The organism is Pseudomonas frederiksbergensis, assembly GCF_003732705.1.
In the GTDB taxonomy this organism is placed as follows: domain Bacteria; phylum Pseudomonadota; class Gammaproteobacteria; order Pseudomonadales; family Pseudomonadaceae; genus Aquipseudomonas; species Aquipseudomonas frederiksbergensis_F.
Window position 1 is genome coordinate 155589 of sequence record NZ_MOBR01000005.1, and the last position, 26215, is coordinate 181803.

26 protein-coding genes are annotated in these 26215 nt (G+C 56.6%); 15 read left to right on the plus strand and 11 right to left on the minus strand.

The genetic code is table 11. The annotated features are described in order from the left end of the window. Positions 1–38 precede the first annotated feature (38 nt). Together BK667_RS04575 and BK667_RS04580 are read left to right on the plus strand one after the other, a co-directional pair. Complete coding sequence (locus BK667_RS04575; RefSeq protein WP_123509041.1) at positions 39–1106, plus strand: hypothetical protein; 1068 nt, start codon at positions 39–41, stop codon at positions 1104–1106. A gap of 56 nt (positions 1107–1162) precedes the next feature. Continuing rightward, the gene (locus tag BK667_RS04580; protein ID WP_123509042.1) at positions 1163–1516 is read left to right on the plus strand and encodes a DUF1428 domain-containing protein; all 354 of its coding nucleotides are present in this window, start codon (positions 1163–1165) and stop codon (positions 1514–1516) included. A gap of 15 nt (positions 1517–1531) precedes the next feature. Here the strand turns inward: BK667_RS04580 and BK667_RS04585 are convergent, their stop codons facing one another. Further along, the gene (locus tag BK667_RS04585; RefSeq protein ID WP_123596913.1) at positions 1532–1726 is read right to left on the minus strand and encodes a hypothetical protein; all 195 of its coding nucleotides are present in this window, start codon (positions 1724–1726) and stop codon (positions 1532–1534) included. 60 nt (positions 1727–1786) lie between these two features. Between BK667_RS04585 and thpR the strand changes: the two genes are divergently transcribed. Further along, positions 1787–2323 carry an RNA 2',3'-cyclic phosphodiesterase gene (gene thpR / locus BK667_RS04590; RefSeq protein WP_123596914.1) on the plus strand — a complete coding sequence of 179 codons (537 nt, stop codon included), beginning with the start codon at positions 1787–1789 and terminating at the stop codon, positions 2321–2323. 263 nt (positions 2324–2586) lie between these two features. Here thpR and BK667_RS04595 read toward each other — a convergent pair whose 3' ends face one another. The 5 genes from BK667_RS04595 to BK667_RS04615 all read right to left on the minus strand — a co-directional run bounded on the left by BK667_RS04595 (position 2587) and on the right by BK667_RS04615 (position 7951). Further along, the gene (locus tag BK667_RS04595) at positions 2587–3684 is read right to left on the minus strand and encodes a polyamine ABC transporter substrate-binding protein (RefSeq protein ID WP_123596915.1); all 1098 of its coding nucleotides are present in this window, start codon (positions 3682–3684) and stop codon (positions 2587–2589) included. A gap of 223 nt (positions 3685–3907) precedes the next feature. After that, positions 3908–4798 (minus strand): ABC transporter permease subunit, encoded by an 891-nt coding sequence (locus tag BK667_RS04600; RefSeq protein WP_123509046.1) that lies wholly within the window; start codon positions 4796–4798, stop codon positions 3908–3910. Beyond that, entirely contained in the window at positions 4795–5709 is a 915-nt protein-coding gene (locus tag BK667_RS04605) for an ABC transporter permease subunit (RefSeq protein ID WP_123509047.1), read from the minus strand. The genes BK667_RS04600 and BK667_RS04605 overlap by 4 nt, the downstream gene beginning before the upstream one ends. After that, the gene (locus BK667_RS04610) at positions 5706–6848 is read right to left on the minus strand and encodes an ABC transporter ATP-binding protein (RefSeq protein ID WP_054614296.1); all 1143 of its coding nucleotides are present in this window, start codon (positions 6846–6848) and stop codon (positions 5706–5708) included. The genes BK667_RS04605 and BK667_RS04610 overlap by 4 nt, the downstream gene beginning before the upstream one ends. Before the next feature lie 341 nt (positions 6849–7189). Continuing rightward, positions 7190–7951 carry a gamma-glutamyl-gamma-aminobutyrate hydrolase family protein gene (locus BK667_RS04615; RefSeq protein ID WP_123596916.1) on the minus strand — a complete coding sequence of 254 codons (762 nt, stop codon included), beginning with the start codon at positions 7949–7951 and terminating at the stop codon, positions 7190–7192. A gap of 280 nt (positions 7952–8231) precedes the next feature. Between BK667_RS04615 and BK667_RS04620 the strand changes: the two genes are divergently transcribed. From BK667_RS04620 to BK667_RS04660, 10 genes are all read left to right on the plus strand, one after another. After that, entirely contained in the window at positions 8232–9608 is a 1377-nt protein-coding gene (locus tag BK667_RS04620) for a glutamine synthetase family protein (RefSeq protein WP_123509049.1), read from the plus strand. 200 nt (positions 9609–9808) lie between these two features. Then, entirely contained in the window at positions 9809–11299 is a 1491-nt protein-coding gene (locus tag BK667_RS04625) for an aldehyde dehydrogenase (protein WP_123596917.1), read from the plus strand. A gap of 50 nt (positions 11300–11349) precedes the next feature. Continuing rightward, positions 11350–12636 (plus strand): NAD(P)/FAD-dependent oxidoreductase, encoded by a 1287-nt coding sequence (locus BK667_RS04630; RefSeq protein WP_123596918.1) that lies wholly within the window; start codon positions 11350–11352, stop codon positions 12634–12636. A gap of 413 nt (positions 12637–13049) precedes the next feature. Further along, positions 13050–13598: a cupin domain-containing protein gene (locus tag BK667_RS04635; protein WP_028623608.1), complete on the plus strand. Its 549-nt coding sequence runs from the start codon at positions 13050–13052 to the stop codon at positions 13596–13598. A 79-nt stretch (positions 13599–13677) separates the two neighbouring features. Beyond that, a complete protein-coding gene (locus tag BK667_RS04640; RefSeq protein WP_123596919.1) occupies positions 13678–14124 on the plus strand; it encodes an NUDIX hydrolase in 447 nt (148 codons plus the stop codon). A 68-nt stretch (positions 14125–14192) separates the two neighbouring features. Further along, the gene (locus BK667_RS04645) at positions 14193–14618 is read left to right on the plus strand and encodes a hypothetical protein (RefSeq protein WP_123596920.1); all 426 of its coding nucleotides are present in this window, start codon (positions 14193–14195) and stop codon (positions 14616–14618) included. 244 nt (positions 14619–14862) lie between these two features. Continuing rightward, positions 14863–15336 (plus strand): GNAT family N-acetyltransferase, encoded by a 474-nt coding sequence (locus tag BK667_RS04650; protein ID WP_123514914.1) that lies wholly within the window; start codon positions 14863–14865, stop codon positions 15334–15336. A gap of 221 nt (positions 15337–15557) precedes the next feature. Further along, on the plus strand, positions 15558–15926 hold the full coding sequence (locus tag BK667_RS04655; RefSeq protein WP_123514913.1) for a hypothetical protein: 369 nt from the start codon (positions 15558–15560) through the stop codon (positions 15924–15926). A gap of 344 nt (positions 15927–16270) precedes the next feature. Further along, positions 16271–17251, plus strand: coding sequence for a hypothetical protein (locus BK667_RS33020; RefSeq protein ID WP_148058642.1), 981 nt, complete (start codon positions 16271–16273; stop codon positions 17249–17251). Positions 17252–17678: 427 nt separating this feature from the next. Further along, positions 17679–19493, plus strand: coding sequence for a glycosyltransferase family 8 protein (locus tag BK667_RS04660; RefSeq protein ID WP_123596921.1), 1815 nt, complete (start codon positions 17679–17681; stop codon positions 19491–19493). A gap of 71 nt (positions 19494–19564) precedes the next feature. On the opposite strand, the gene BK667_RS04665 is transcribed toward BK667_RS04660, so the two are convergent. The 4 genes from BK667_RS04665 to BK667_RS04680 form a co-directional block, all read right to left on the minus strand. Next, positions 19565–19855: a fructose-bisphosphate aldolase gene (locus BK667_RS04665; RefSeq protein WP_123596922.1), complete on the minus strand. Its 291-nt coding sequence runs from the start codon at positions 19853–19855 to the stop codon at positions 19565–19567. 559 nt (positions 19856–20414) lie between these two features. Further along, positions 20415–20615, minus strand: a complete 201-nt coding sequence (locus BK667_RS04670; protein ID WP_123514905.1) for a PLD nuclease N-terminal domain-containing protein — start codon at positions 20613–20615, stop codon at positions 20415–20417. Positions 20616–20716: 101 nt separating this feature from the next. After that, positions 20717–21586 carry an alpha/beta fold hydrolase gene (locus tag BK667_RS04675; RefSeq protein ID WP_123514903.1) on the minus strand — a complete coding sequence of 290 codons (870 nt, stop codon included), beginning with the start codon at positions 21584–21586 and terminating at the stop codon, positions 20717–20719. Between the two features lie 242 nt (positions 21587–21828). Beyond that, complete coding sequence (locus tag BK667_RS04680) at positions 21829–22458, minus strand: CGNR zinc finger domain-containing protein (RefSeq protein WP_123514901.1); 630 nt, start codon at positions 22456–22458, stop codon at positions 21829–21831. A gap of 164 nt (positions 22459–22622) precedes the next feature. Here BK667_RS04680 and BK667_RS04685 point away from each other — a divergent pair, with 164 nt between their 5' ends. Together BK667_RS04685 and BK667_RS04690 are read left to right on the plus strand one after the other, a co-directional pair. Continuing rightward, the gene (locus tag BK667_RS04685; RefSeq protein WP_123596923.1) at positions 22623–23591 is read left to right on the plus strand and encodes a zinc-binding alcohol dehydrogenase family protein; all 969 of its coding nucleotides are present in this window, start codon (positions 22623–22625) and stop codon (positions 23589–23591) included. A gap of 20 nt (positions 23592–23611) precedes the next feature. Next, positions 23612–24382 (plus strand): SDR family oxidoreductase, encoded by a 771-nt coding sequence (locus tag BK667_RS04690; RefSeq protein WP_123596939.1) that lies wholly within the window; start codon positions 23612–23614, stop codon positions 24380–24382. Between the two features lie 117 nt (positions 24383–24499). On the opposite strand, the gene BK667_RS04695 is transcribed toward BK667_RS04690, so the two are convergent. Next, complete coding sequence (locus BK667_RS04695) at positions 24500–26209, minus strand: amidase (protein ID WP_123596924.1); 1710 nt, start codon at positions 26207–26209, stop codon at positions 24500–24502. Positions 26210–26215: the final 6 nt, after the last annotated feature.

The following is a 26215-nucleotide window of genomic DNA, read 5'->3' on the forward strand; positions in this document are numbered from 1 at the left end:
GGCATTTCGCTCGGGAGCGACTCCAGGACACCGCGATCTTGAACCTGCGTTCGTTGATCGTCGCCGTGATGGTGGTGTTGGCGGGATGCGCCACGTCTTCCCGTGCCCCGGCGCCGCCGCCGGTCGTGGTGGTGGCGCCGAGCACCTGGCAGCAGGTGGACCGGGAGATTGTCGCCGCGTCGCAATCGGCCACCGAGCAGACCAGAATCTATGCCCGTGGGGCCATGGATTACTGGCGCACGCGGGTCTATCAACTGACCGAAGAGAACTTCATTCCCTGGTTCAGCAGTTACTGGACCCAGGAATGGCTGTCGATGAAGGTCAGTTGGTACACCGTCAGTGCCGCGGGTGAGCAGGATGCCTCGGCCAAGCGCCTGGCGGCTTATCTGCTGGAGCAATACCAGAAACGCGTGCTGGCACCGGTCGCGGTGGAGATCGATCCCGAGGCGATTCTCGGTCTGGCCACGGCGTTCTACGTGGACATCCTCCAGGAAGAACTGCAGAAAATTTCCCAGCGTCATGGCGTGCCGATGGCGCAGCTCAACGGGCGTATCCAGAAAATCCCCGCAATAGCCCTGGGGCCGCCGCCCGCCCGGGACGCTTCGCTGTATCAGGTGGTGCATTCCGAGCCGCTGAACACATTGCCGGCCTACGCGGCGTTGATCGACAAGATCCATAAGGCGGGTGGCGACAAAGGGGTGGATTCGACAGAGACCGCCATGGCGCCGGTGGCCAAGCGTGCCAGTCAACGGATGGAGGCCGAGATGCCCACTCGCGGCGCCGCCAGTGCCGTGGCCGCCGCCGCGGGTAAATTGGCCGGGGGCTTGATCACGGTTGGCGTGGCGGGGATCCGCGCGCTCATCCAGGCCAGTGATCGGCCGGACAGCGAAGCGCTGATCCGCAACAGCCTGGGCAACACCTTCGACAAGGCCTGGACGAAACTGCTGCAGAACCCGACCACCGGCGTGATGGCCGGGACGCTGTACATGGCCGCGCAAATCGAGGGCAACCTGGCGGGAAGCGCTGAAGTACCGTCGGTCAGTTCGGGCAGCGGGTCTGTCGATCTGAGTCCACCGCAATCGACTACCCAGCAGATCGACCCCTAGCCACAGGTTTTGTGTTCGCCTTTGGCATTGGCCCCCAGCCCAGCAGGAGAATGACCATGTCTTACATCGATGGCTTAGTCGCCGCAGTCCCCACCGCCAACCGCGAAAAATTCATCAAGCACGCCGAGATCGCCGCCAAAATCTTCAAAGAGGCGGGCGCCCTCAGCATCACCGAATGCTGGGGCGATGATGTGCCCGACGGCAAGGTCACCTCGTTTCCGATGGCGGTGAAACTCAAGGAGGATGAAACCGTGATCTTTTCCTGGATCGTCTGGCCCGACAAGGCCACCCGCGATGCCGGGATGCAGAAAGTCATGGTCGATCCGCGCATGCAGCAGGACGTCAACCCGATGCCGTTCGATGGCCAACGCATGGTGTTTGGTGGTTTCAACATTGTGCTGCAGGCGTAAAAAATCGTCGCAGGATCACTCGGCGGAAGGGGTGATCCTGCAACTCTTGCGGTTACGGATCTCACTGTCCGTCGGCCGTTCCCGGACGAACTCGAAACGCGGCTCACCTTCGCTATAGTGAACCAGCCAGCCCCATTCCAGCTCGGCCTCGTCCTGACCGGGTTGCGGCGGCATCGCCCACCATGGCTCTTTGCTGATGATCTCTCGCATGGCGCCCTCCGGTTGATTCGGTTGGTTCAACTATAACGTGCATGTCAGGAGGTGCCAGGCGTGAGCGACGAATCCCATGAGCCGTTCAAGCGTCTGTTTTTTGCCTTGAACTGCGCGGCGCAGCAGCGGCGGGCGATTGCCCAGTGGCGCGGGGCTTTACAACTGCGCAGCGGACGGCCGGTGCCTGCGGAGAATTTTCACCTGACGCTGAAGTTTCTGGGCGCAGTGGGTGTGGCGCAGATTGCCGATATCTGCACGGCGGCGGCGAAGGTTCGGGTGCCGGGTGTGGCGTTGCGGGTGGTGCTGGATCGCGTGGATGTCTGGCGCAAGCATGGGGTTTTGGTGTTGGCGTCGGAACAGGCGCCGCCGGAGTTGCTGCGGCTGGTTTACGCGTTGGAACAGGCGATGTTGCCGTTCGGGTTTGAGGATTCGCCGAAGGAATTTCGCCCGCATTTGACGTTGATGCGGGACTATCGATTGCCGGTGCCGGAGTCCGCCACAGCGCCCGAATTTATCCTGCGGGCCGAGCACTTCACGCTGTTCGAATCCCACAAGGGCCGCTATCGGGCGTTGGCCGAATGGCCGCTAATGCCCTAGTACAAAAAAAGGCGCCCGAAGGCGCCTGAAGTTCACCTTAACCGAGGAGCCAGGTGAGGCCGTTCGCAGGAAGTGCAGCGGTGGTAAGGCGCTGCGTGAACGGAAGAGGGGAGAACCATCGATCGCTGAATGATCGTTGAATGATCGTTCCCACGCTCCGCGTGGGAATGCAGCCCGGGACGCTCCGCGTCCCATCCAGAGCCGAACGCGGAGCGTCCGTGGAGGCATTCCCACGCAGAGCGTGGGAACGATCGGTGTGTGGGTTATTTACCGAGTTTTACGCGGGTCCAGCCCCGGGTCATCACGCGCTGGACGCCAATCGGCATATCCGGAATCGCATACAACGTCGCCATCACTGCCTGGGACGGGTACGACCCCGGATCGTCGCGAATCGCTTCATCCACCAATGGCGTGGCTGCCGCGTTGGCATTGCTGTAGCCGATGTTGTTGGTGATCTCGGCGATGATGTCCGGGCGCATCAGAAAGTTCATGAACAGGTAGGCATTCTCGACGTTCGCCGCGTCACGTGGGATGGCGACCATGTCGTAGAAACTGCCGGCGCCTTCCTTCGGAATGCTGTAGTCGATCTTCACCGTGTCGCCGGCTTCCTTGGCGCGGGCCTTGGCTTGCAACACGTCACCGGAGTAACCGACCGCCACGCAGATATTGCCGTTGGCCAGGTCAGAGATGTACTTCGAGGAATGGAAATATGCCACCGATGGCCGGATCTTCATGAACAGCGCTTCGGCTTCAGCGATTTGCGCCTTGTCCTGGGAATTCACCGGATAACCCAGATAGTGCAGGGCGGCCGGCAGCATCTCGGTGGGCGAATCAAGGAAACTGATGCCGCAGGCTTTCAGTTTTTCCGCGTTTTCCGGTTTGAACAGCAGGTCCCAGGAGTTGGTCGGCGCGTTGGCCCCGAGCACTTCCTTGACCTTGGCCGGGTTGAAACCGATGCCAATCGAGCCCCACATGTACGGGAAGGCATGACCGTTATCCGGGTCGCTGGCCGAAGCGTTTTTCAGCAGCACCGGGTTGAGGTTTTTCCAGTTCGGCAGCTTCGATTTGTCCAGGGTCTGATAAACGCCAGCCTTGACCTGCTTGGCCAGGAAACTGTTGGACGGCACCACGATGTCGTAACCGGATTTACCCGCGAGCAGGCGTGCCTCAAGGGTTTCATTGCTGTCGAACACATCGTAGGTCACGCGGACCCCGGTCTCGTCTTCGAACTTCTTGACCGTGTCCGGGGCGATGTAATCCGACCAGTTATAGACGCGCAGCACCTTGTCGTTGGCCTGGGCGCCGGTAGTGATCGCGCCCACTAAGGACAGTGTCAGCAGAGTCCTGCCAAACATTTTCATCGGTACAACTCCATTTCTTTTTATTCAAAACACAAAACGTGTGGCGAGTGAGCTTTTGTGGCGAGGGGGCTTGCCCCCGTTGGGTCGCGAAGCGGCCCCAAAACCTGCAACCGAGGTGTATCAGGTACACCGCGTTCACTGGTTTTACGACTGCTTCGCAGCCGAACGAGGGCAAGCCCCCTCGCCACAGGGAAAGTGTTCACCTGACAGGGCATGTGTTCACTTAGCTGAGAGCCGTTGCTTCGACTCGTTGGTTGTTCTGTGGCTGCCAGGATTCGCTTGCGGTCTGATCCATCGCTTCCTGGATCGCCCGTTTTCGGGTGGCTTCGGCGCGGCGGCTGAAGTACCAGACCATGAACGTCACAATCGAAACCGCCAAAAGAATCAAACTGGCCACAGCGTTGATCTCAGGCTTCACACCCAGACGCACCGCCGAGAACACTTCCATCGGCAAGGTCGTCGACCCCGGACCCGAGACGAAACTCGCCAACACCAAGTCATCCAGCGACAAGGCAAACGACATCATCCCGCCCGCCGCCAACGACGGCGCGATCATCGGAATGGTGATCAGGAAGAACACCTTCAACGGCCGCGCTCCCAAGTCCATCGCTGCCTCTTCAATCGACAGATCCAGCTCACGCAAGCGCGCCGACACCACCACCGCCACATACGCCGCACAGAATGTCGTGTGCGCAATCCAGATCGTCACCAACCCACGTTCCTGCGGCCAGCCGATCAACTGCGCCATCGCCACAAACAGCAGCAACAGCGACAGACCGGTGATCACTTCCGGCATCACCAACGGCGCCGTCACCAAACCACCGAACAACGTGCGGCCCTTGAAGCGAGTCACCCGAGTCAGCACAAACGCCGCCAAGGTGCCCAGCGCCACTGCGGCAATTGCGGTGTAGCAAGCAATCTCCAAAGAGCGCACCACCGAGCCCATCAGTTGCGTGTTGTCGAGCAAACCGGCGTACCACTTCACCGACCAGCCGCCCCACACCGTCACCAGTTTCGAGGCGTTGAACGAGTAGATCACCAGAATCAGCATCGGCAGGTAGATAAACGACAGGCCGAAAATCAGCATGAACTTTGAAAATCCGAAGCGTTTCATCCCCGTGCCTCCATCTCTTTGGCCTGGCTGCGGTTGAACAGCAGAATCGGCACAATCAGGATCAACAGCATCACCACCGCCAGGGCGGACGCCACCGGCCAGTCGCGGTTATTGAAGAACTCTTGCCACAGCACACGACCGATCATCAGCGTCTCCGGGCCGCCCAGCAGTTCCGGAATCACGAACTCACCGACCACCGGAATGAACACCAGCATGCAACCGGCGATGATCCCGTTTTTGGCCAGGGGCACGGTGATTTTCCAGAAGTTGTTGAAGTTGCTCGAACCCAGATCCGACGCCGCTTCCAACAGGCTTTCATCGTGCTTGACCAGGTTGGCGTACAGCGGCAACACCATGAACGGCAGGTAGGCGTAAACCACGCCGATGTACACCGCCGTGTTGGTGTTGAGGATCTCGATTGGCGCCGAGGTCAGCCCGGTCCACATCAGAAACGCGTTGAGCAAACCGTTGTTGCTGAGGATGCCCATCCACGCATACACGCGGATCAGGATCGCGGTCCAGGTCGGCATCATGATCAGCAGCATCAGGACGTTTTGCGTTTCCTTTTTCGCCTTGGTGATCGCGTAGGCCATCGGGAAGCCAATCACCAGGCACATCAACGTGCTGAGCAACGCCACTTTCAGCGAGCCGAGGTACGCCGAGATGTACAACTCATCCTGGGTCAGCAGCGAGTAGTTGCCGAGGTTGAGCAACAGCTGAAATTTCTGCTCGGCGAAGGTGTAGATCTCCGAGTACGGCGGAATCGCCAGCGCCGCTTCCGAAAAGCTGATCTTCATCACCAGAAAGAACGGCAGCATGAAGAACAGGAATAGCCAGATGAACGGAATGCCGATCACCAGTTTGCGCCCGCTGGGGACCAGTCTCAGGAATTGCTGATTGAAGGTTTTCATGAGCGCAGTACCACGCCGCTGTCGTCTTCCCACCACACGTAGACCTTGTCGTCCCAGGTCGGACGTGCGCCCCGGCGTTCGGCGTTGGCCATGAACGATTGCACGACTTTGCCGCCGGGCAATTCGACGTAGAACACCGAGTGGCCGCCGAGGTAGGCGATGTCATGCACTTTGCCTTGGGACCAGTTGTAGCGCTGCTCCGGCTTGAGGGTGCTGACGAGCATTTTTTCCGGGCGGATGGCGTAGGTGATCGACTTGTCCTGCACCGAGGTGCTGACGCCGTGACCGACGTAAATCTTCTGTTCCAGGTCCGGGCTGTGAATGATCGCGTGACCTTCAAGGTCTTCCACAACGGTGCCGTCGAAGGCGTTCACGTTGCCGATGAATTCGCAGACCATGCGGCTGACCGGCGCTTCGTAAATGTCCACCGGGCTGCCGATCTGAGCGATCCAGCCGAGGTGCATGATCGCGATGCGTTCCGCCATGGTCATGGCTTCTTCCTGGTCGTGGGTCACCATCACGCAGGTCACACCGACCCGCTCGATGATCTGCACCAGTTCCAGTTGCATCTGCGAACGCAGCTTTTTATCCAGCGCGCCCATGGGTTCGTCGAGCAACAACAGCTTCGGACGTTTGGCCAGGGAGCGGGCGAGGGCGACGCGTTGACGCTGGCCGCCGGACAACTGATGGGGTTTGCGCTTGGCATATTGGGTCATGTGCACCAGGCGCAGCATTTCTTCCACACGGGCGTCGATTTCGCTGGCGGACAAACGATCCTGCTTGAGGCCGAAGGCGATGTTCTGCGCCACCGTCATGTGCGGGAACAGCGCGTAGGACTGGAACATCATGTTGATCGGCCGCTCGTAGGGCGGCATGTCGGTGATGTCGACACCGTCGAGCAAAATCCGTCCTTCGGTCGGGCGCTCGAAACCGGCGAGCATGCGCAGCAGGGTCGATTTGCCCGAGCCGGAACCACCCAGCAGGGCGAAGATTTCACCTTGATGGATCTCCAGGGACACATCGTCCACGGCGGTGGTTTCGTCGAACTTCTTGGTCACGCGATCGATTTTCACCAGAACCTTTTTCGGTGCCTGGTGACCTTCAAGAGCCTTCCTGTAAGTGCTGGAGGCATTTGCCATGTGAAACTCCCAACAGGTTTCAGTCGTCGGGCCAACGCGGCCTGACTTAATAGTTGATTGCAAGCCCTGCCGGTACGGATGTCCCTTGTAGGAGCAAAGCTTGCTCGCGATGAGGGCCTGGCAATCGACATCAATGTTGAATGTTCGACCGCCATCGCGAGCAAGCTTTGCTCCTACAGGGGTAATCCATACCGCTCGGGCTTATTCGGCGCCGCCGTCCTGGCTGCCTGGTGGTGCTTGTTGTTGTCTTGTTTCGTTTTTTACGCGTGAAGAGGCAGCGCGCGTCGGCGCATCCGCCCGTTCACGAGGGCAGTTAATTCGTTGGGTGAGGGTTTAAGTCGTCAGCGTTTTTTACGTAGCGCCGCCCGTTGTCGGCACGCGTCGCCAAACGCCTGGAAAATACTTAAATACTGAGGGTTGGAAAGCACCTGCCATTCCGGGTGCCATTGCACACCGACGGCAAACGTCGGGCTGTGCTCCACGGAGATCGCCTCGATCAATCCGTCCGGCGCAATCGCTACTGCACGCAGGCCCGGCGCCAGTCGATCAACGCCCTGGCTGTGAATCGAATTGACCATGAACTCGGCCGGCAGCTCTAACGCTTCGAACACTCCACCCGGTTGCACCGTCACCGCATGGGCCGGGGCGTATTGCACCGCCAACTCCGGATGATCCGCCTCGCGGTGATCAAGCATGCCGGGCAATTCGTGGACCTTCTGATGCAGGCTGCCACCGAACGCCACGTTCATTTCCTGAAAACCGCGACAGATGCCCAACACCGGAACACCGGCGGCAATCGCTGCACGCAATAAAGGAAGGGTCGTGGCGTCCCGCGCCGGATCGTGATCCGTGCCGGGGGCACTGGCGGGGCCTTGATAGTGGAAGGGTTCCACATTGGAGGGCGAGCCGGTCAGCAACAGACCGTCGAGCTGCGCGAGCAGGTCCTCGATTTCGGTCAATTCGCCCAGGGAAGGAATGACCACGGGCAACCCCAGAGCCGCGACGCTGACAGCACGCAAGTACTTGTCGCCGCTGACGTGGTAGGGGTGCAGGCCAATCTGTTTGACGCACGCTGTAACGCCGATCAATGGCTTGAATGCCATTTTTATCACCTCGAAGTTTCACACTTGAACGAGCTTTTCCGGAGCTTAGCCTTGTTGATTTTAATTAACAACTCTCATGTAAAAAATTCTAAACGCCGGTCGTCCGATCTTCAGGCTTCACGCGGTGCGCGGGACGTATCTGGCACTCTCGTCCCCATAAAAGGCCCGAAAATAAAGGTTGAAAGGCCAAGTGTTCGCTATTGACTTCACTTTGCCGTTCGGGTTGACTGGGCTCGCAACACCGTAGTGAACATAATAATTAACAGCTAATAGGTGCATCATGTCGGTCCCTCTGCGTACCGTTCAACTCAACGAAGCAAACGCATTCCTTAAGAAATATCCTGAGGTTTTGTACGTAGACCTTCTGATTGCGGATATGAACGGTGTGGTGCGCGGCAAGCGCATCGAACGCACCAGTCTTCATAAGGTTTACGAAAAAGGCATCAACCTCCCGGCGTCACTCTTTGCCCTGGACATCAACGGCTCTACGGTGGAAAGCACCGGCCTGGGTCTGGACATCGGCGACTCCGACCGAATCTGCTACCCGATCCCGGGCACCCTGAGCATTGAGCCGTGGCAGAAACGCCCAACCGCGCAATTGCTGATGACCATGCACGAACTCGAAGGCCAGCCGTTCTTCGCTGACCCACGGGAAGTGCTGGCCAATGTGGTGCGCAAGTTCGACGACATGGGGCTGACGATCTGTGCCGCGTTCGAACTCGAGTTCTATCTGATCGACCAGGACAACGTGAACGGTCGTCCGCAGTCACCGCGTTCGCCGGTATCGGGCAAGCGTCCGGTGTCGACCCAGGTGTATTTGATCGACGACCTCGACGAATATGTCGATTGCCTGCAAGACATCCTCGAAGGCGCGAAAGAGCAGGGCATTCCGGCTGACGCCATCGTCAAGGAAAGCGCCCCGGCGCAGTTCGAAGTCAACCTGCATCACGTCAACGACCCGATCAAGGCCTGCGACTACGCGGTGTTGCTCAAGCGTCTGGTGAAGAACATCGCCTACGACCACGAGATGGACACCACGTTTATGGCCAAGCCGTATCCGGGCCAGGCGGGCAATGGTCTGCACGTGCACATTTCGATTCTCGACAAAGAAGGCAACAACATCTTTGCCAGCGAGGATCCCGAGCAGAACGCCGCCCTGCGTCACGCGATCGGCGGTGTGCTCGAGACCCTGCCGGCGCAGATGGCTTTCTTGTGCCCGAACGTCAACTCGTACCGCCGCTTCGGCGCGCAGTTCTACGTACCGAACTCGCCGAGCTGGGGCATCGACAACCGTACCGTCGCGGTGCGTGTGCCGACCGGTTCCGCGGACTCGGTGCGCATCGAACACCGCGTGGCCGGCGCCGATGCCAACCCGTACCTGTTGATGGCGTCGGTCCTGGCCGGTATTCACCACGGCTTGACCAACAAAATCGAACCGGGCTCACCGGTGGAAGGCAACAGCTACGAGCAGAACGAACAGAGCCTGCCGAACAACCTGCGCGATGCATTGCGTGAGCTGGACGACAGCGAAGTCATGGCCAAATACATCGACCCGCTCTACATCGACGTGTTCGTGGCGTGCAAGGAAAGCGAGTTGGCGGAGTTCGAAAACTCCATCTCGGACCTTGAGTACAACTGGTATCTGCATACGGTCTGATGGATTTGGTGGTGGATGTGAGGGCCTCTTCGCGGGCAAGCCTCGCTCCTACATGGTTTGCGGTGTGCACATTATTTGTGCCCGACACAGACCCCTTGTAGGAGCGAGGCTTGCCCGCGAAGACGGCCGCCCAATCACCCCTGCAATCCCCTGATACGCCGCCACAACAATCACTTATTCCTCTGCGTCGAGTCACAACAATGACAAACACTCGCAGCGACTGGGAACAACGCTTCCAGTCCTTATCCATCGAAGGCCGGGCCTTTATCGACGGGCAATACCGCGCAGCATTGAGCGGTGATTCCTTCGAATGCATCAGCCCGGTCGACGGCCGTTTCCTGGCCAACGTCGCCAGTACCGACGAGGCCGATGCCAATGCGGCGGTCGCCGTTGCACGCCAAGCATTTGAGTCCGGTATCTGGGCCAAGCAAGCCCCGGCCGAGCGCAAACGCATTCTGATCCGCTTCGCCGATCTCATCCTGGCGAACCAGGAAGAACTGGCCCTGCTCGAAACCCTCGACATGGGCAAACCGATCAGCGATTCGATGAACATCGACATCCCGGCGACCGCCAACGCGATCCGCTGGAGCGCCGAAGCCATCGACAAGATCTACGACGAAGTTGCCGCCACGCCCCACGATCAACTAGGCCTCATCACCCGTGAACCCACCGGTGTGGTCGCCGCCATCGTGCCGTGGAACTTCCCGTTGATCATGGCCAGCTGGAAGTTCGCCCCGGCCCTCGCGGCGGGTAACTCGTTCATCCTCAAACCTTCGGAAAAGTCGCCACTGACCGCGATCCGCATCGCGCAATTAGCGTTGGACGCGGGGATCCCGAAAGGCGTGTTCAACGTCCTGCCAGGCTACGGTCACACCGTCGGCAAGGCGCTGGCGTTGCACATGGACGTCGATGTGCTGGCCTTCACCGGCTCCACCGCGATTGCCAAGCAATTGCTGATCTACGCCGGGCAAAGCAACATGAAACGCGTTTGGCTCGAAGCAGGGGGGAAGAGCCCGAACGTGGTGTTCGCCGACGCGCCGGATTTGCGCGCGGCAGCACAAGCGGCGGCGGGGGCGATTGCCTTCAACCAGGGCGAAGTCTGCACCGCCGGCTCGCGGTTGCTGGTGGAGCGCTCAATTCGCGAGCAGTTCATTCCACTGCTGGTGGAAGCGCTGCAAGCCTGGAAACCGGGGCACGCCCTTGATCCTGAAACCACCGTCGGCGCAGTCGTCGATCAACGGCAATTGGAAAACGTGCTGCGCTACATCCAGGTCGGCAAAGACCAGGGCGCGCAGCTGATCGCCGGCGGCAGCCGCACCCTCGAAAGCACCGGTGGCCTGTACGTGGAACCGGCGATTTTCGACGGTGTGACCAACGCCATGACCATCGCCCGGGAAGAGATTTTCGGCCCGGTGCTGTCGCTGATCACCTTCGACACCTTCGATGAAGCGCTGGCGATTGCCAACGACAGCATCTTCGGCCTGGCCGCCGGCGTCTGGACCAGCAACCTGAGCAAGGCCCACACCTTCGCCCGTGGTTTGCGCGCCGGCAGTGTCTGGGTCAACCAGTACGACGGCGGCGACATGACCGCGCCGTTCGGCGGGTTCAAGCAGTCGGGTAACGGTCGGGACAAATCGCTGCATGCGTTCGACAAATACACCGAACTCAAAGCGACCTGGATCAAGCTCTAACACCTTTACAGCGGCGGTCGCAGGCCAGCCTGCGGCCATCGGAGAAACGTATGAAACCAACAACACATGTCAACAGCTACTACGCCGCCACCCGCAACTTCACCGGCGAATTCCCGGTGCTTGAAGAACTGGTGGAATGCGACGTCTGCGTAATCGGCGCCGGCTACACCGGTCTGTCCTCGGCACTGTTCCTCGCCGAAGCCGGCTACAGCGTGACCGTGCTCGAAGCGGCCAAAGTCGGCTTCGGCGCCAGCGGTCGCAACGGCGGCCAACTGGTCAACTCCTACAGCCGCGACGTCGATGTCATCGAAGAACGCTACGGCGACAGAACCGCTGAAATCCTCGGCAGCATGATCTTCGAAGGCGCCGACATCATCCGTCAGCGCATCCAGCACTACGACATCCAGTGCGACTACAAGCCCGGTGGCATCTTCGCCGCGCTGAACAAAAAGCAACTCAAAGGCCTGGCCGAGCAGAAAAGCAGTTGGGAACGCTACGGCAACAAAAACCTGAAAATGCTCGACGCCGCCGACATCAAGCGCGAAGTCGGTAGCGACAACTACGTCGGCGGCTTGCTGGACATGCAGGGCGGCCACATCCACCCGCTGAACCTGGCCCTCGGCGAAGCCTCGGCCATCATCGGCCTGGGCGGCAAAATCTACGAACAATCGGCGGCGGTGGAAATCACCTACGGCGAACCGATCACCGTGCGCACCGCCAAAGGCGTGGTCCGCGCCAAGTACCTGCTGATCGCTGGCAACGCCTACCTGCCGCAAGGCCTCGACAATCGCGTGACCAGCAAAAGCATGCCCTGCGGCTCGCAAATCGTCGTCACTGAACCGTTGTCCGAGCAAGTTGCGCGCAGCCTGATCAAAAACAACTACTGCGTCGAAGACTGCAACTACCTGCTCGACTACTACCGCCTCACCGCCGACAACCGCTTGCTGTACGGCGGCGGCGTGGTCTACGGCGCCCGGGAACCGGACGACATCGAACAACTGATCAAACCGAAGATCCTCAAAACCTTCCCGCAACTGAAGGACGTGAAAATCGACTACCGCTGGACCGGCAACTTCCTGCTGACCATGTCACGCATGCCGCAATTCGGCCGCATCGAGAAAAACGCCTACTACATGCAAGGCTACAGCGGCCACGGCGTCACCTGCTCCCACCTGGCCGGCAAACTCATCAGCGAAATGATCCGCGGCGACGCCGAACGCTTCGACGCCTTCGCCTCCCTGCCGCACATGCCGATGCTCGGCGGCCGCACCTTCCAGGCCCCGCTAACAGCCATGGGCGCCGCGTACTACGCGTTGCGCGACCGGTTCGGCATCTAACCATCACGCAATCCCCTGTAGGAGCGAAGCTTGCTCGCGAAGACGGCCTATCAGTCACTATTGAAATGGCTGACCCACCGCCTTCGCGAGCAAGCCCGCTCCCACAGGAGATTTATGCCATGCACAAAATTTGTGTCTGGCCGCGATCAAAACTGTAGGAGCAAAGCTTGCTCGCGAAGAGGCCAAACCAGTCACCAACACCCCCAACTGAACCCCCTCAATCCCAAGCAAACCCACCCCCACCAGCCTTTTTACCCCACCACCCATCGAACCTGCTGAGCAACACGAACAAACGTGATTTAATACCCGCCTTTCACGTTTCTGGGACAGGGAAGCGGTGTTCCTCGCGGCCAAAAGTCGCCCGCCATCCACCCCCATAACCCCCTTAAGTAGTGCACACACATAAGGCTGTCATGGACACGGGCTCACGACTCAAATTAGTACGCGAAAGCTACAAACTGTCCCAGCGCGAGCTGGCCCGCCGTAGCGGCGTCACCAATGCCACCATCTCCCTGATCGAACAAAATCGCGTCAGCCCCTCCGTCAGCTCCCTCAAAAAACTGCTCGAAGGCATACCGATGTCTTTGGCGGACTTCTTCACCTTCGATCAACCGCCGCGTGAGCATCAATACGTGTTCCGCGCCAATGAACAGCCGGATTTGGGGCGGCATGGGTTGCGGTTGTTGTTGATTGGCGCTTCGGTGCCGAGCCGGCAGATGCGCTTGCTGCGCGAGCAGTACGCGCCTGGGGCGAGTTCGGGGGAAGAGCCGATCGTGCACTCGGAAGGCGAGGAGTGTGGGCTGGTGACGCGGGGGACGGTTGAACTCACCGTTGATGGGCAGATTAGTGTGCTGAACGCCGGGGATGGGTATTACTTCCCGACGACGCTGCCGCATCGGTTTCGGAATATTGGCCAGGATGAGGCGGAAATCATTAGCGCCAACACCCCGGCTAACTTCTGATAGCTAAAAAAGGACACTGACCTGTAGCAACCTTCGTCTGTTGCTACAGGCATTCTTCAAAGTAAATGGACTTAACTGCATGACCACCCAGCGCATCCGCGCACTTGCACTCTGTGTCTTCCATAACGATGGAAAGATACTGGTCAACGAATTCAGCGATCCCATCACAAAACAGACGTTCTTCCGGCCAATTGGTGGAGGCATCGACTTCGGCGAAACCAGTGTCGACGCCATTGTGCGAGAGGTGCAGGAAGAACTCGGTTTACCGATCACGGATGTCCGATTGATCGGTACGCTTGAGAGCCTCTTTACGTATGCCGGTAAGCCAGGGCACGAAATCGTCCAGGTTTACGATGCGAAGTTTGGGGATCGCGCTGTTTACGAACTGCCGTACTTGAACGCTCAAGAGAGTGATGGGGCTGCGTTCACAGCGAAGTGGCATTCATGCGCAAGCTTTACTGACGAATCACCGTTGGTGCCTGATGGGCTTTACGATTTGCTGAAGAAAAGCATGTTGTTGGGCTGATGCTGTCACTTAATAAATTTGGGTCTATCAGCGTCAGGCTGTTTCCTGGCAAAACATGGAAGTGTGTGATGAAACTTGTTCTCGCGATGTTATTGATGCTGAGTGGTTACGCTTTTGCCGGTTGCGGCAACATTGCCGACCATGACCAGCGCGCCTATTGCAACGCCAAGACGAATGGCGGTGGCTGCGGGACTATCGACAATCATGATTTGCGTGCGACATGTAACGCGGAGACCAGTAATAGTTCGTGCGGTACGATTGACAACCACGATCAGCGCGCCTATTGCAATGCCAAGACGAACGGTGGTGGCTGCGGGACCATCGACAATCATGATTTGCGTGCTGCCTGCAATGCGGAGCTGGGAAATAGCTCTTGCGGCACTATTGACAACCATGACCAGCGAGCACTGTGCCAGGCCAAGACTGGCACTGGTAGTTGCGGCGTTATCGACAGCGCTGATCTGCGTAATGAGTGTGAGGCTCTGAAACGCTGATCCAGGGATAAACGGCAGGGAAGGCAACGCATTATTGCCCCCAAAATTGACAACCCGGATCATCCCAAACACTATCGACCCATGACCTACACACGCCAAATGAACATGATGTGCTCCTCCATGACCGCTTCCGGCGGGCCATGAGGTCACGCGTTCATAAGTTTTGACGCAGTTACCCAAAGCCCCGCCAGAAATGGACGGGGCTTTTTAGTTCTTCGTCCACGGATGGCTAAAGGAGAATGAAATGCTCGAAATAAGACGCGCCACACCACGCGATGCGCAAACCGCGTTCGACATACGCCTTCAAGCGATACGGCACCAATGCATCGGCGCCTATACCACGGAACAAATGCTCGCCTGGACGGCAGGGGCTGCCGAGGATGGGTATGACGTTTTGATGGAAAAGCACTTTTATCTGGGGTGTGTTGACGGCGAACCGGTGGCTACGGGGATGCTGGATCTGGAGAACAGCGAGATTGGTGCGATATTTGTGCTGCCGGGGTTTATGAGGCAGGGCATTGGCTTAGAAATTCTCAATTACCTGGAAGATCTGGCGCGGGATCTGGGATTGGAAGAGGTCAATCTGGACGCAACGTTGAACGCGGCTGATTTTTATCGGCGGTGTGGTTATGTAGGTGACGAACTGGCCATCTACCATTCACCCTCCGGGCTTCAGTTGGCTTGTTTGCCGATGGTGAAGGGGCTTTCGCTTCGATAGATGAAGTGGGCTGGGGGGGGATGGACATTTCTTGCTACGGATCGGGCTTTTTCTGAAAGGAAGGGTGACGCGATCCGCTGTCGCGTCTGACCTAAAGGGGTATTCGTTGATCAATCGTGCGCAGGTCTCTACACATGGTCATGAAGGATCGGTTTCCAGTGATGGCATTTTGGGTATAAATCGGCTTATCCTGTTCGAAATCAATTCATCAGGGACGAGACATGAAAAAAGCAGCGCTGGCCCTTTTTTTGGCTTTCACGCTTAACGGTTGCGCGACTTCGCACTACACCAGCGGTAGAGACTTCCCCTCAGCGAACGTACCTAGCATCGTCAAAGGAAAAACGACTGCGAGCGACCTCAAGACTCTTTTTGGCGAGCCCTTTGCCAAAACTCCGGTAAATGAAACCGATGAGAAGTGGGTTTATACCTATGCTAATGGGTCAGCTCATGCTCAAAGTTACATTGTCACTATGAAAGTGACCACTACTGGTACGCAGAAGACGTTGGATGTGTTGATGCGGAATGAAACTGTGATCAACTATACCTTCACGGACGGGCCTGCGCCGGGTAGTAGTACTGCCACAGAATAGTTTGTGCAATGGAAAAAAGGTGGCAGGTCTATTTTAATAATAGATCTGTCACCTTTACTGTCCGTCACCTTTACCGTCCTTTACTTGTCTATACGAGGCGGTGGATTGTCTATATGTGGTTGCAGGCTTTGAAATTAGTAAGTGCATTGCTGATGACAGGCAGGAGAATTGTAATAGTGGAATGTGATTTTTGCGCTCTTCGAGTGCTGAATTATATTTTCAGTAAATGGTGAGATTATTTTTGTGATGGCGGATGTCACATCTTTACCGTGTACCATACGCGCCATGAAGAAGAATTTCTGATTGTCTTATTTTTATATAATAACGTTTGTTCAGGAGGTTTTTTGAATAGTCCTAAGGTTAGGCAGGCACTAGTTGAATATTTTCGTCATGTCGCCAAAACGCGTAACAATGCCCAATGGAGTCATCACTCGGCTCTCTATATGTACTTTCAACAATGGGTGTCTTCGATCATTTCGGAAAGCAAGTCTTTCACTGAGTTTCCTGTGATGTTCTCAAGTTATGATCGGTTAGAAGTTTGGGCTAAATGTAAAGGCCTAGAAATTAGAAATTTAACGTCTGGTCAAAATGTTAACGCCGTACTAACAGTTGGCGTTGATGGGGCAGAACCGCTTTACGATGGGACAAATTTCGTATGGGTAAAGGCCAGTTGGGGGGGATATCGTAAAGCTTTGATGCACTGGGTTGATAAAGATAGATCTTACGCAAAGCTGACACGGCATCATGAAGATGCTGCCACAATATACGCTGGTGCAGCCGAAGCGTTGAAAAATAGAGATATTCGTCCTTATTTGTCTAAAAATGAACGCTCCAAACTAGGGTCAACTCTGAAGAGCCTTGCTGAGTTGCATGGTGAGTGGTCGTTAGACGAACAGCTTGCAAAAAAGAATGAAGAGTTTTTGCAAACGCTAGATTGTATACTTGATGCTGATCATGTGCTAAATAAAAGCTCTCTGAAAAATATTCCTGATGCTTGGGTGCTTCTTGCACCCGTGACTGCTGATTCTAATAGAGGATTTGGACGGCATATTGAACGATATTCTATGAGAGTTGCAAAGGGTGTTAACAGCGTCTCTTTAACTCCGGCTGTGACGTTCAAATTGTTCTCTGCGATGATGCCAGTAGATTCGTCAGAGTTAGAGACCCAGCTAGGATATATAAAAAATAAGTTTCTGCTTACTCCTGGCCTCGAAGCTGAAATGGAAGAAATGGAAAAGATAATAGGCGACTGTGTGTTAAGACGAAAAGTTAGAAGGTCTTCAAATAAGTATATGTCTAAAGCTTGGAAGCTTATTACGCCATAATGTTTAATAATTGGTGTAGACACGTGGGTTTATTTTACGGCGTTCACTACGCGCAGTTAAACAGGTGATGATAGCGGTGACGAGCGCGCTGTTTATCATTTGCCGTTAGGATTTCAGTCCGCGTGTATGCCGATGACGAAGAGGGTGGGCTCGATTAGGTGATGGGTAAGGAAAACAAGTTTTTTTGTTAATTCATTGAGAATGCAGGTTTACAGTTCTTTTTATCGCGAAATGATATTGCGACCTGTCATTTTTTACAGGTGCTAGATTTCGGTTTGTCATTTAAATTGGCTCAGGAGGGTTGAGATATTAGCTGAGCGAATGAATTTTAAAATGTTGTTTTTAGTGCAGGCGGATTCAACTTTGTGATTTGGATGATTTGAATAGCAAGGAGATCAGTGACTTTATGCAAATTTAGGAGGCGGTAATGCAGGTCTTTAATAGTCAAGGGGCTGCTTTGGATCTTCAACGGTTTTTAGATATAACAGAAAGAAATTATCGAATTTATGATAGGGGTAGATTGGCGAGCTTGTCGGAATTCGAGACTTATGTGATTAAAGCGGCTTTGAATGATGCATCCGTCGAAGTGATAGTTTCAATTTTGGATAAGTCATTTGGGTATGTAAATGGTCGAACACTCAAATCTCTTCTGTCGATGAGCCTTTTATACGGTGCGGATACTTTTATTGCCAGGATAATTGCTCATCCTCTCTTCGAACTCCCGATAGACTGCATTGAATCCATTGTTGATGTGGCTTCCGCTTTGATTGATAAGAGTGACATTGAGCATGCCACGTTGCTGGTGGATTATTTGTCGCGTGCTGTGACTTATAAGTTAAGTGTTAAGATGCTGGAACTAAAACTCTGCCTTTATGTCGGGGACAAAGAAAAGGCAGAAAATTTGTTTTCTACGATTTCAGAACAAGATTACTTAATGCAGCTTGCGCTTGCCGAGATGAGGATCGATTTTCTTTGCGAAAATAAGAGGGTGGTTGAGGCACGTGGCTTTATAGAGTCATTTACAAAATCTTCTTTTTTGCCGTCGTCTCTTCTGGAAAAAATGGCTCAGTTCTATATTCTTAATAATGAACTGGTCAAAGCTAGAGATTTATTGCAATACTGGCTGCGGTCTGATTTTTCTTATTATTCGCAGTTTCAAACTTTGTTACGTCTCGTTGATGGTGTGGTTAGTGCCAAAAGCGTAATTGGCATTATTGAAAGTATTGATGGATGGTTTCGGTATCCTGATTTGATTGCATGTAGAGAGGCCATTTCTTTGCTTCCTTGCATTCGTGAAGAGAATCAGCCGAAAAATGAAAATCTTGTTCTTGCAAAAACAGTTGTCTTTGATAACAAATCTTCCTGTCCTAAAGCTATTGCTGATAAGAAAAATGTAATTTTATTTTGCGTGGATAAGTCATATAGAGTTCCGGCACTTGTGGCTATTTTGGGCGTGATCAGAGAAATGCATCCTGATTCGGAAAAGCCTGATATTGCATTGTTTCTTCCTGAGAGTGAAATGCAATTCTGGAAAGATATTTCTGATCGTCTCTCGGTATTTTCTGAATGTCCAGAGTTTGTATTGATTCATGAAAATATGCCCGCTATCCAGAAAAGTCGAGAGCAGTATAGGCACCTCTGCAATAGACAACTAACTACAATAGCGTATGGTCGGTTGTTTGCAGTTCAGGAGCTGTCGTTCCGAGAATACAATAAAATACTTTATCTGGACTCTGATATTGTCGTGCTCAATGATGTGGTGCCTATGTTTTCTATGCATCAACTGGGCTACCCGATTTCCGCGACAATCGAACGTCCGGTGGACAAAGTTGGTCAAGCAGTGCAAATTCACAATATAGTGAACAAGAAGTATTTTAATTCGGGTGTTATGTTGTTTGATCTAAAACATCCGGCAACGCTAACGATAATTGAAAAAGCTATAGAATATGTGTTAGATCCAGAAGTTGATCTGATTTTTCATGATCAGTGCGCAATTAATAAAGCAGTCAAGGGGCATTTTCACCCATTGCCTGAAAAATATAATTCATTCTTTTTTCCGGGTTCTGTATCGAACACGGCTACCGAAAAAGTTATTTTGCATTTTCTGGATTCTCCTAAGCCATGGGAAATAGCACATCGTGGTGGAAGCAGTGTCGCTATATGGAAACTTCAATGGTTGCGTGCGAAAGCCGACTGTGAGCGATTCGGTTTTACTACTTTGAAACTGACGGGGGAAGATTGAATTTTTCAGTAGTTTAATTTTGGTTTTAGTTGTAAAAAAGCCGCATTAATGCGGCTTTTTATGTTTATTTATTACACGGTAGGGGTATCAAACCCCCGCTGTTCAATCACCCGAAAAACATCATGCACATCCCGGATCAGGATCAAGGCGATGTTGGTGACGGTGTTGATGTCGTTTTCGGCGTAGTCCGGCAGGCTGGTGCAGGCCATTAGGTTGAGGTATTTGAGGACGGCGTTGAGGCGTTCGCTGACGCATTTGTGGAGTTCGCGGATGGGGGCGTCGTTGTCGATGAGGAGGACGGGGTAGTCGGTGGCGAATTGGGACATGGGGGTGAAGCGGTGTGGAGGATTGTTCGTAGTCATAAGGGTGAACTCTTCAAAGAATAATCATGAAGTGCCACCTTTCTGCTGCGAAACAAATAGGTGGCAGCTATGTGCGGGTTCGCAGACCGGAGAAGAGACGAAGCCGGCAGACCCGAAGGTCTCCCACACACAGCCGCCATAAAACGTAACGGTGGCGAATTTTGCCACAGTTGTCATTTGACGGTGTGTATCCACTTCTACAGGGCTGCGAAACCCTATCGCCAATTGCTGTGGCGACGGGTCGAATATAGGTGGCCACTTTGGGGCTCGCAACCGGGGTGTAGGACGGCTTTTAGGCCATTGTGGTGAAGGGGATTTGCTGCGATTGGCCACGAAACCCTTGCGGGCCGGGCGTTCGGAAAGGTCTTAGGAAATCGGGGGCAAGGGATTGGGGCTGCTTCGCAGCCCAGCGGGAGCAAGCTCCCTCGCCACAAAGGGTGTTTTCCTACGTGGTTTTCAGACGTTGAGCCCCGATTTTCTGGGTTTGTTTCGGGGCTGCTTCGCAGCCCAACGGGGGCAAGCCCCCTCGCCACAAAAAGCGGGGCCCCCGCTGTCACGGTTATTGCGCGCTATGGGTGCTGTGTTTCGGGCCGGCCAGTGCCCAGGCGATGAGGCCGATGAGGGGGACGAAGACGATGACGACGATCCATACGCCTTTGTTGTCGACCTTGCTGCCGCTTTTGATCACTTTGTTGATCGCCCACAATTCAATCACCACCAGTACTGCCGCGAGTGCGATCCAGACGTATTCGATTTGCATTAGCCACCTCCTGAAAGTCATTTCTTTAGGTGGACGGTGGTGGTCAGGGTTCATTTCTTTTTGTCAGGCGGATGCAACCTCGCATCCGCCTGGCGTCGCCATTACACCGCGCTGCGAATGACTTCAATAATTCGCTGAGCGATGTATTCCACGTGGGTTTCCATCGCGAAGTGCCCGGTATCCAGCAATTCCACTACCGCATTCGGGTTGTCTCGCTTGAACGCTTCGGCGCCTGGCGGGATGAAGAAGGGGTCGTGTTTGCCCCAGATGGCCAGAGTCGGAAGCTTCGTTTCGCGGAAGAAGCGTTGGAAGTCGGGGTAGCGTTTGAGGTTGTTGGCGTAGTCGAGGAACAGGTCGAGTTGGATGTCTTTGTTGCCGGGACGCTCCATCAATAACGCGTCGAGGGTGTAGGACTCGGGGGCGATGAGTTCGGGGTGGCTGACGCCGTGTTCGTACTGCCAGCGGGTGCCTTCCAGGTTGAGGACGGCGTCGGCGATGGCTTGGCGGTTGATGGCGTTTGGTTCGGCCCAGTAGGTTTTGATCGGGGCCCAGGCGTCGCCGAGGCCTTCGAGGTAAGCGTTGCCGTTTTGTGAGATGAGGGCGGTCATGCGTTCCGGGTGTTTGACCGCCAGGCGCAGGCCGGTGGGGGCGCCGTAGTCGAAGACGAACATGGCGTAGCGCTTCAGGCCCAGGGTGTCGACGAAGTGTTCGAGGGTTTGGGCGAGGGCATCGAAGGTGTAGACGTAGTCGCGCTCGGCGGGGACTTCGGTGAAGCCGAAACCGGGCAGGTCGGGGGCGATGAGGTGGAAGTGTTGGGAGAGCAGCGGGATGAGTTGGCGGAATTGGTGGGAGGAGCTGGGGAAGCCGTGGAGCAGGAGCAGGGTTGGCAGGGTAGGGTCGCCGGCTTCGCGGTAGAAGACGTTGATGCCGTCGGTGTGGGTGAAGTTGTAGGTGATGGTTGGGGTGTTCATGGTGGTGGACCTCGTAACCGGTTGGATGGGGTTTAGGCGGTTTCGAGGATGACTCTTGCATGTGATTGGTAACCTGTCAAAGTTATTTTTAGGGGTTACTAAAGTTTTTAGTCCGACACAAAATAATGTAGGAGCAAAGCTTGCTAGCGATGAGGGCGTGTCAGGCAACGTTTATGTCGACTGAGGTACCGCTATCGCGAGCAAGCTTTGCTCCTACAGGGGGATCTACGGGAGTGTTGAGTTTATACGCCCAGGTTTTTCTGGCGTTCACGGTGGGCCGCGGCTTTGGCGCGGTTGCCGCACACGGCCATGCTGCACCAGCGGCGTTTTCGGCCTCGGGTGTGGTCGACGAACATCAGGGTGCAGGCGTGGCCTTCGCAGCATTTCACGTTGGAGAAATCTTCGGTGCTGACGAACTGCGCGAGCACTTCGCCCAGGGGCAGTAGCAGGGAATCCGGGCTGCGCCAGCGGCGTTGCAGTTGCGCGGCGAGGCTCGGTGTTGCGCCGGTTTGCAGGGTGATTTGCGTGTATTTCTCGTCTCTTTCGAGCAGGCGATTCAGGGCTTCGAGTTCCGTCAGCACCGAGGCGTCCAGCGGTTTGCCTTTGTATTTCAGGACGAAGCCGCGAAACCATTCCCGCAACGAGCGCGCCTGGGCTGCGACGTTTTCCAGTTCGCCGGGCATCGCTTGGGCTTGAAGGCGTTCCAACACCGCGTCTTCGACCCAGCCTGATTGTTTCAACCAGGCCAGCCAACCTGCGCCGTCTTCGATCCAGTCGACAGGTTCATCGACGGGTGTCGCGATCGAGTTGAGAAAATCCAGGGCGGGGGCGTCGGCGACGAATATGGCCGGACCGCGGGGTGTGCTGCTCATGAGGGTGTCCACCAAAGCCTTGATTGATGTCGGTCAGCGTAACCACTCAAAATGTGTTTGACAAGTTACTGATCGCTGAATAACCTCTAAATCATCTTCAGTGCGGTTATGTAGATGCGCCGCTGAAGCGACCCCCAACAACAATCAACCCTGGGATAGACGTCATGAAAGCGATCGTTCTTGAGAAATTCGGCGGCCTCGACAGTCTGGTTTACAAAGACATTCCTGAACCGGAAGCGATGCCTGGCCATGTGGTGATTGAGATCAAGGCCTTCGGCATCAATCACGCGGAGATGCACATGCGTCGCGGCGAGTGGGCCGAGGCGGCGCCGGTGTCGGGCATTGAATGCGTGGGACTGGTGAAGTCGTGCCCCGGTGGCGAGTTTGCGGTGGGGGCCAAGGTTGCGGCGCTGATGGGCGGTTTGGGCCGGACCATCAATGGCAGCTACGCGCAGTACACCCGGGCGCCGGTGTCGAACGTGGCGCTGATCGAGGCGGATTTGCCTTGGGCTGAATTGGCGGCGATTCCGGAAACCTATGCGACGGCGTGGACCTGTTTGTTTCGCAATCTTGAACTGGCTAAAGGGCAGCGCCTGCTGATTCGCGGGGCCACGTCTTCGTTTGGTCAGGCAGCGGTGAAGCTGGCGGTGAATGCCGGCGCGCACGTGGTCGCGACATCCAGAAGCCCGGACCGCTTTGCCATGCTCGAAGCGTTGGGCGTTGCCGGTGTTGAACGGGAAGGCCCGGAACTGTCCACGCGAATCGACGAACAGTTCGACGCCGTGCTGGATCTGGTCGGCAACAGCACGGTGCTGGATTCGCTGTCGATGGTGCGTCGGGGCGGCAAGGTCTGCCTGGCGGGCTGGTTGGGCGGTCTGGCGCCCATCGCCGAGTTCAATCCCTTGCTGCAAATGGCCAGCGGCGTCTACCTCACGTTCTTCGGCAGTTTTGTCTTCGGGACGCCTGGTTTCCCGCTGTCGGACGTGCCGTTGCAGGCCATCGCCGAAGACGTGGCGGCGGGGCGGTTGGATGTCACGCCATCTAGGATCTTCAAGTTCGAGGAAATCCACGAGGCCCATCGCGTGATGGAAGCCAACGAGGCCGGCGGAAAAATGGTTGTGGTGCACGCATGAATCAGGCCCGGGAGAACACGATGATTAACTCAGTGGCGATTGTGACCGGTGCCAGCCAGGGCATCGGACGTTCGACGGCGATTCGTCTGGCGCGGGATTTTGCTGCGGTGGTGTTGGTCGCCCGAAATCGACCGAACCTCGATGTCACGGCACAGGCTGTGCGTGAGGCCGGCGCTCAATGCCTGATCGTTGAAGGCGATGTCGCCGACCCCGCAATCCCCGCACAAGTGGTGGAGCGGACGTTGGCAGCGTTTGGTCGGATTGATGCCTTGCTCAACATTGCCGGGGCGGTGCCGCAGATCGATTTGTTCGACATGACTGATCAGCAATGGCATGACGGCACCGAACTGAAATTGCATGGCGCGCGCCGCATGACGCTGGCGGCATGGCCGGCGCTGAAAGCGGCGAAGGGCGCGGTGGTGTTGATGTCCGGCAACTCGGCGGTGACGCCCAAGGCACCTTACGCGGCGGTGGCCACGATTAATGCGGCGATTGTCGCGCTGGCGAAGGCGTTTGCGGATCGTGGCACGCAAGATGCGGTGCAGGTGAACAGCGTGCTGCCGGGGCCGGTGATGACCGGGCGGCGGCGTTCATACCTGGAGAAATGGGCGCCGGCCCATGGGATGTCGGTGGAGGAGGCCATGCTGAAGTTTCCGCAGGAGGCAGGGATTGGGCGGTTTGGTGAGCCGGAGGAAATTGCCGAGTTGATGGCGTTTCTGGTCTCGCCGGGGGCGCGGTGGATGACGGGGTCGGCGTTGCGGATGGATGGTGGGGAGGTGAAAGCGGTTTAAGTTGAACACTGAACCTGTGGGAGCGAGCCTGCTCGCGAAAGCGGTGTGTCATTCAACATAAATGTTGGCTGGCATGTCCCCTTCGCGAGCAGGCTCGCTCCCACATTGGGCCGGTGTTTAGTTGGCGGGCAGCGCGGGGGTACGCGGCGGAATCATCCGCTTTGTCCCCGTCGCTTCAAACGCCGAAGCCAACCGCAGCAACGTCGAATCGTCATACGCCCGCCCGGCAAACGTCAGTCCAACCGGCATGCCAATATCCGCCATCACACCCATCGGCACCGTCACTGTCGGCACACCCAAATGCCGGATCGCCAGGTTGCCATTCGCCACCCAAATACCATTGCTCCACGCGATGTCCGCCGACGCAGGATTCACATCTGCATCTGCCGGCCCCACATCGGCAACGGTCGGGAACAGCACCGCATCCAGCCCGAGGCGATCCATCCAGTGTTCAAGGTCGAGTCGGCGGGTCTGCTCAAGCCCCCGAAGTCCGTCCGGCAATGTGGAGATCTGGTCCCACGGCGTAATCCCGCGCTCGGCCATCCGCACATATTCATCCATCCCGGCAGCAAGGTCGCCCTCGCGATTGGGCAGCGTCCCTGGGTCATGGGGGAAGATCAGCGGGCCATCGACATCGACCAGACGATTCAATTTCGGATCGCCGTTCGCCCGCAGGAAATCATCAAACGCCCAAGCGGTCAGGTCCCACAACTCATGGTGCAGGAACTCCTTGGACACGATGCCGCGATTGAACACCGTCGGCGCGCCGGGGCGATCGCCTTCGCAATTGGACACCAGCGGGAAGTCGACTTCGATCACTTCGGCGCCGGCCGCTTCGAGTGCCTGACGCGCCTGTTTCCACAGATCGATCACCGAGGCGCGGGTGTTGATGCGCTGCCCGGTCGGGCCACCGATCCCCGGCGCTTGCGACGTGCCGGCTTCTGGATCGGCGTTGATGTACATCCGAGGAATGCCAAGGCGTTTGCCCGCGAGCGCATCGGGCTTCACGGCAAGCTCGGCATAGGAAGCAGGGCGCACCGAAGCCACACTCGGAATCGGCACCCAGGGTTGCAGGCGCCACAGATCGCCGCGTGTGTCGGTATCTTCCGCGACCACCACATCCAGCACTTCAAGCAGGTCAGCCATGGTCCGGGCAAACGGCACCACCACGTCCATGGTCGGCGTCAGCGGCCAGTTGCCGCGCACCGAGATCACCCCACGCGAAGGGGTGTAGGCGCACAGGCCATTGTTCGACGCCGGGCCCCGACCGCTGGACCAGGTTTCTTCCGCCAGACCGAACGCCGCGAAACTGGCGGCGGTTGCGGTACCGGCGCCATTCGACGAGCCGGAAGCGAAAGGGGCGGTGAGGTAGTCGGCGTTGTACGGGCTCTCGGCCCGGCCGTAGACACCGCGCTGCATCCCGCCATTGGCCATCGGCGGCATGTTGGTCTTGCCCAGGCAAATCGCCCCGGCGCCGCGCAGGCGTTCGATGGTGAAGGCATCGCGATAGGCGATCAGGTTGGCAAACGCGGGGCTGCCGGACGCAGCGGTCAGTCCCTTCACCAAGTAGCTGTCCTTGGCCGTGTAGGGGATGCCATCGAGCGGGCCGAGCGTTTGGCCTTTGGCGCGACGGGCATCGGACGCCTGCGCTTCGTTCAGCGCTTCGGGGTTGCGCACCACCACCGCGTTCAGGGCTGTGGGCGTGTCGGGGCCGTCATAGGCCTCGATGCGGGCGAGATAGGCCCGGACCAGCTCAACCGCCGTGGTCTGGCCCGATTCGAGCGCAGCGCGCAGCTCGGCAATGGAAACCTCGGTGACCTCGATCATGCTGTT

Excerpts from the sequence above, each read along its gene's own strand:
- BK667_RS04695 (WP_123596924.1), bottom strand. The coding sequence starts at position 26,209 with ATGATCGAGGTCACCGAGGTTTCCATTGCCGAGCTGCGCGCTGCGCTC.
- BK667_RS04685 (WP_123596923.1), top strand. The coding sequence starts at position 22,623 with ATGAAAGCGATCGTTCTTGAGAAATTCGGCGGCCTCGACAGTCTGGTT.
- BK667_RS04640 (WP_123596919.1), top strand. The coding sequence starts at position 13,678 with ATGACCACCCAGCGCATCCGCGCACTTGCACTCTGTGTCTTCCATAAC.
- BK667_RS04610 (WP_054614296.1), bottom strand. The coding sequence starts at position 6,848 with ATGGCAAATGCCTCCAGCACTTACAGGAAGGCTCTTGAAGGTCACCAG.
- BK667_RS04670 (WP_123514905.1), bottom strand. The coding sequence starts at position 20,615 with ATGCAAATCGAATACGTCTGGATCGCACTCGCGGCAGTACTGGTGGTG.
- BK667_RS04595 (WP_123596915.1), bottom strand. The coding sequence starts at position 3,684 with ATGAAAATGTTTGGCAGGACTCTGCTGACACTGTCCTTAGTGGGCGCG.
- BK667_RS04630 (WP_123596918.1), top strand. The coding sequence starts at position 11,350 with ATGAAACCAACAACACATGTCAACAGCTACTACGCCGCCACCCGCAAC.
- BK667_RS04645 (WP_123596920.1), top strand. The coding sequence starts at position 14,193 with ATGAAACTTGTTCTCGCGATGTTATTGATGCTGAGTGGTTACGCTTTT.
- BK667_RS04660 (WP_123596921.1), top strand. The coding sequence starts at position 17,679 with ATGCAGGTCTTTAATAGTCAAGGGGCTGCTTTGGATCTTCAACGGTTT.
- BK667_RS04605 (WP_123509047.1), bottom strand. The coding sequence starts at position 5,709 with ATGAAAACCTTCAATCAGCAATTCCTGAGACTGGTCCCCAGCGGGCGC.
- BK667_RS04600 (WP_123509046.1), bottom strand. The coding sequence starts at position 4,798 with ATGAAACGCTTCGGATTTTCAAAGTTCATGCTGATTTTCGGCCTGTCG.
- BK667_RS04690 (WP_123596939.1), top strand. The coding sequence starts at position 23,612 with ATGATTAACTCAGTGGCGATTGTGACCGGTGCCAGCCAGGGCATCGGA.
- BK667_RS04615 (WP_123596916.1), bottom strand. The coding sequence starts at position 7,951 with ATGGCATTCAAGCCATTGATCGGCGTTACAGCGTGCGTCAAACAGATT.
- BK667_RS04650 (WP_123514914.1), top strand. The coding sequence starts at position 14,863 with ATGCTCGAAATAAGACGCGCCACACCACGCGATGCGCAAACCGCGTTC.
- BK667_RS04655 (WP_123514913.1), top strand. The coding sequence starts at position 15,558 with ATGAAAAAAGCAGCGCTGGCCCTTTTTTTGGCTTTCACGCTTAACGGT.
- BK667_RS04665 (WP_123596922.1), bottom strand. The coding sequence starts at position 19,855 with ATGACTACGAACAATCCTCCACACCGCTTCACCCCCATGTCCCAATTC.
- BK667_RS04635 (WP_028623608.1), top strand. The coding sequence starts at position 13,050 with ATGGACACGGGCTCACGACTCAAATTAGTACGCGAAAGCTACAAACTG.
- BK667_RS04680 (WP_123514901.1), bottom strand. The coding sequence starts at position 22,458 with ATGAGCAGCACACCCCGCGGTCCGGCCATATTCGTCGCCGACGCCCCC.
- BK667_RS04620 (WP_123509049.1), top strand. The coding sequence starts at position 8,232 with ATGTCGGTCCCTCTGCGTACCGTTCAACTCAACGAAGCAAACGCATTC.
- BK667_RS04580 (WP_123509042.1), top strand. The coding sequence starts at position 1,163 with ATGTCTTACATCGATGGCTTAGTCGCCGCAGTCCCCACCGCCAACCGC.
- BK667_RS04625 (WP_123596917.1), top strand. The coding sequence starts at position 9,809 with ATGACAAACACTCGCAGCGACTGGGAACAACGCTTCCAGTCCTTATCC.
- BK667_RS04585 (WP_123596913.1), bottom strand. The coding sequence starts at position 1,726 with ATGCGAGAGATCATCAGCAAAGAGCCATGGTGGGCGATGCCGCCGCAA.
- BK667_RS04675 (WP_123514903.1), bottom strand. The coding sequence starts at position 21,586 with ATGAACACCCCAACCATCACCTACAACTTCACCCACACCGACGGCATC.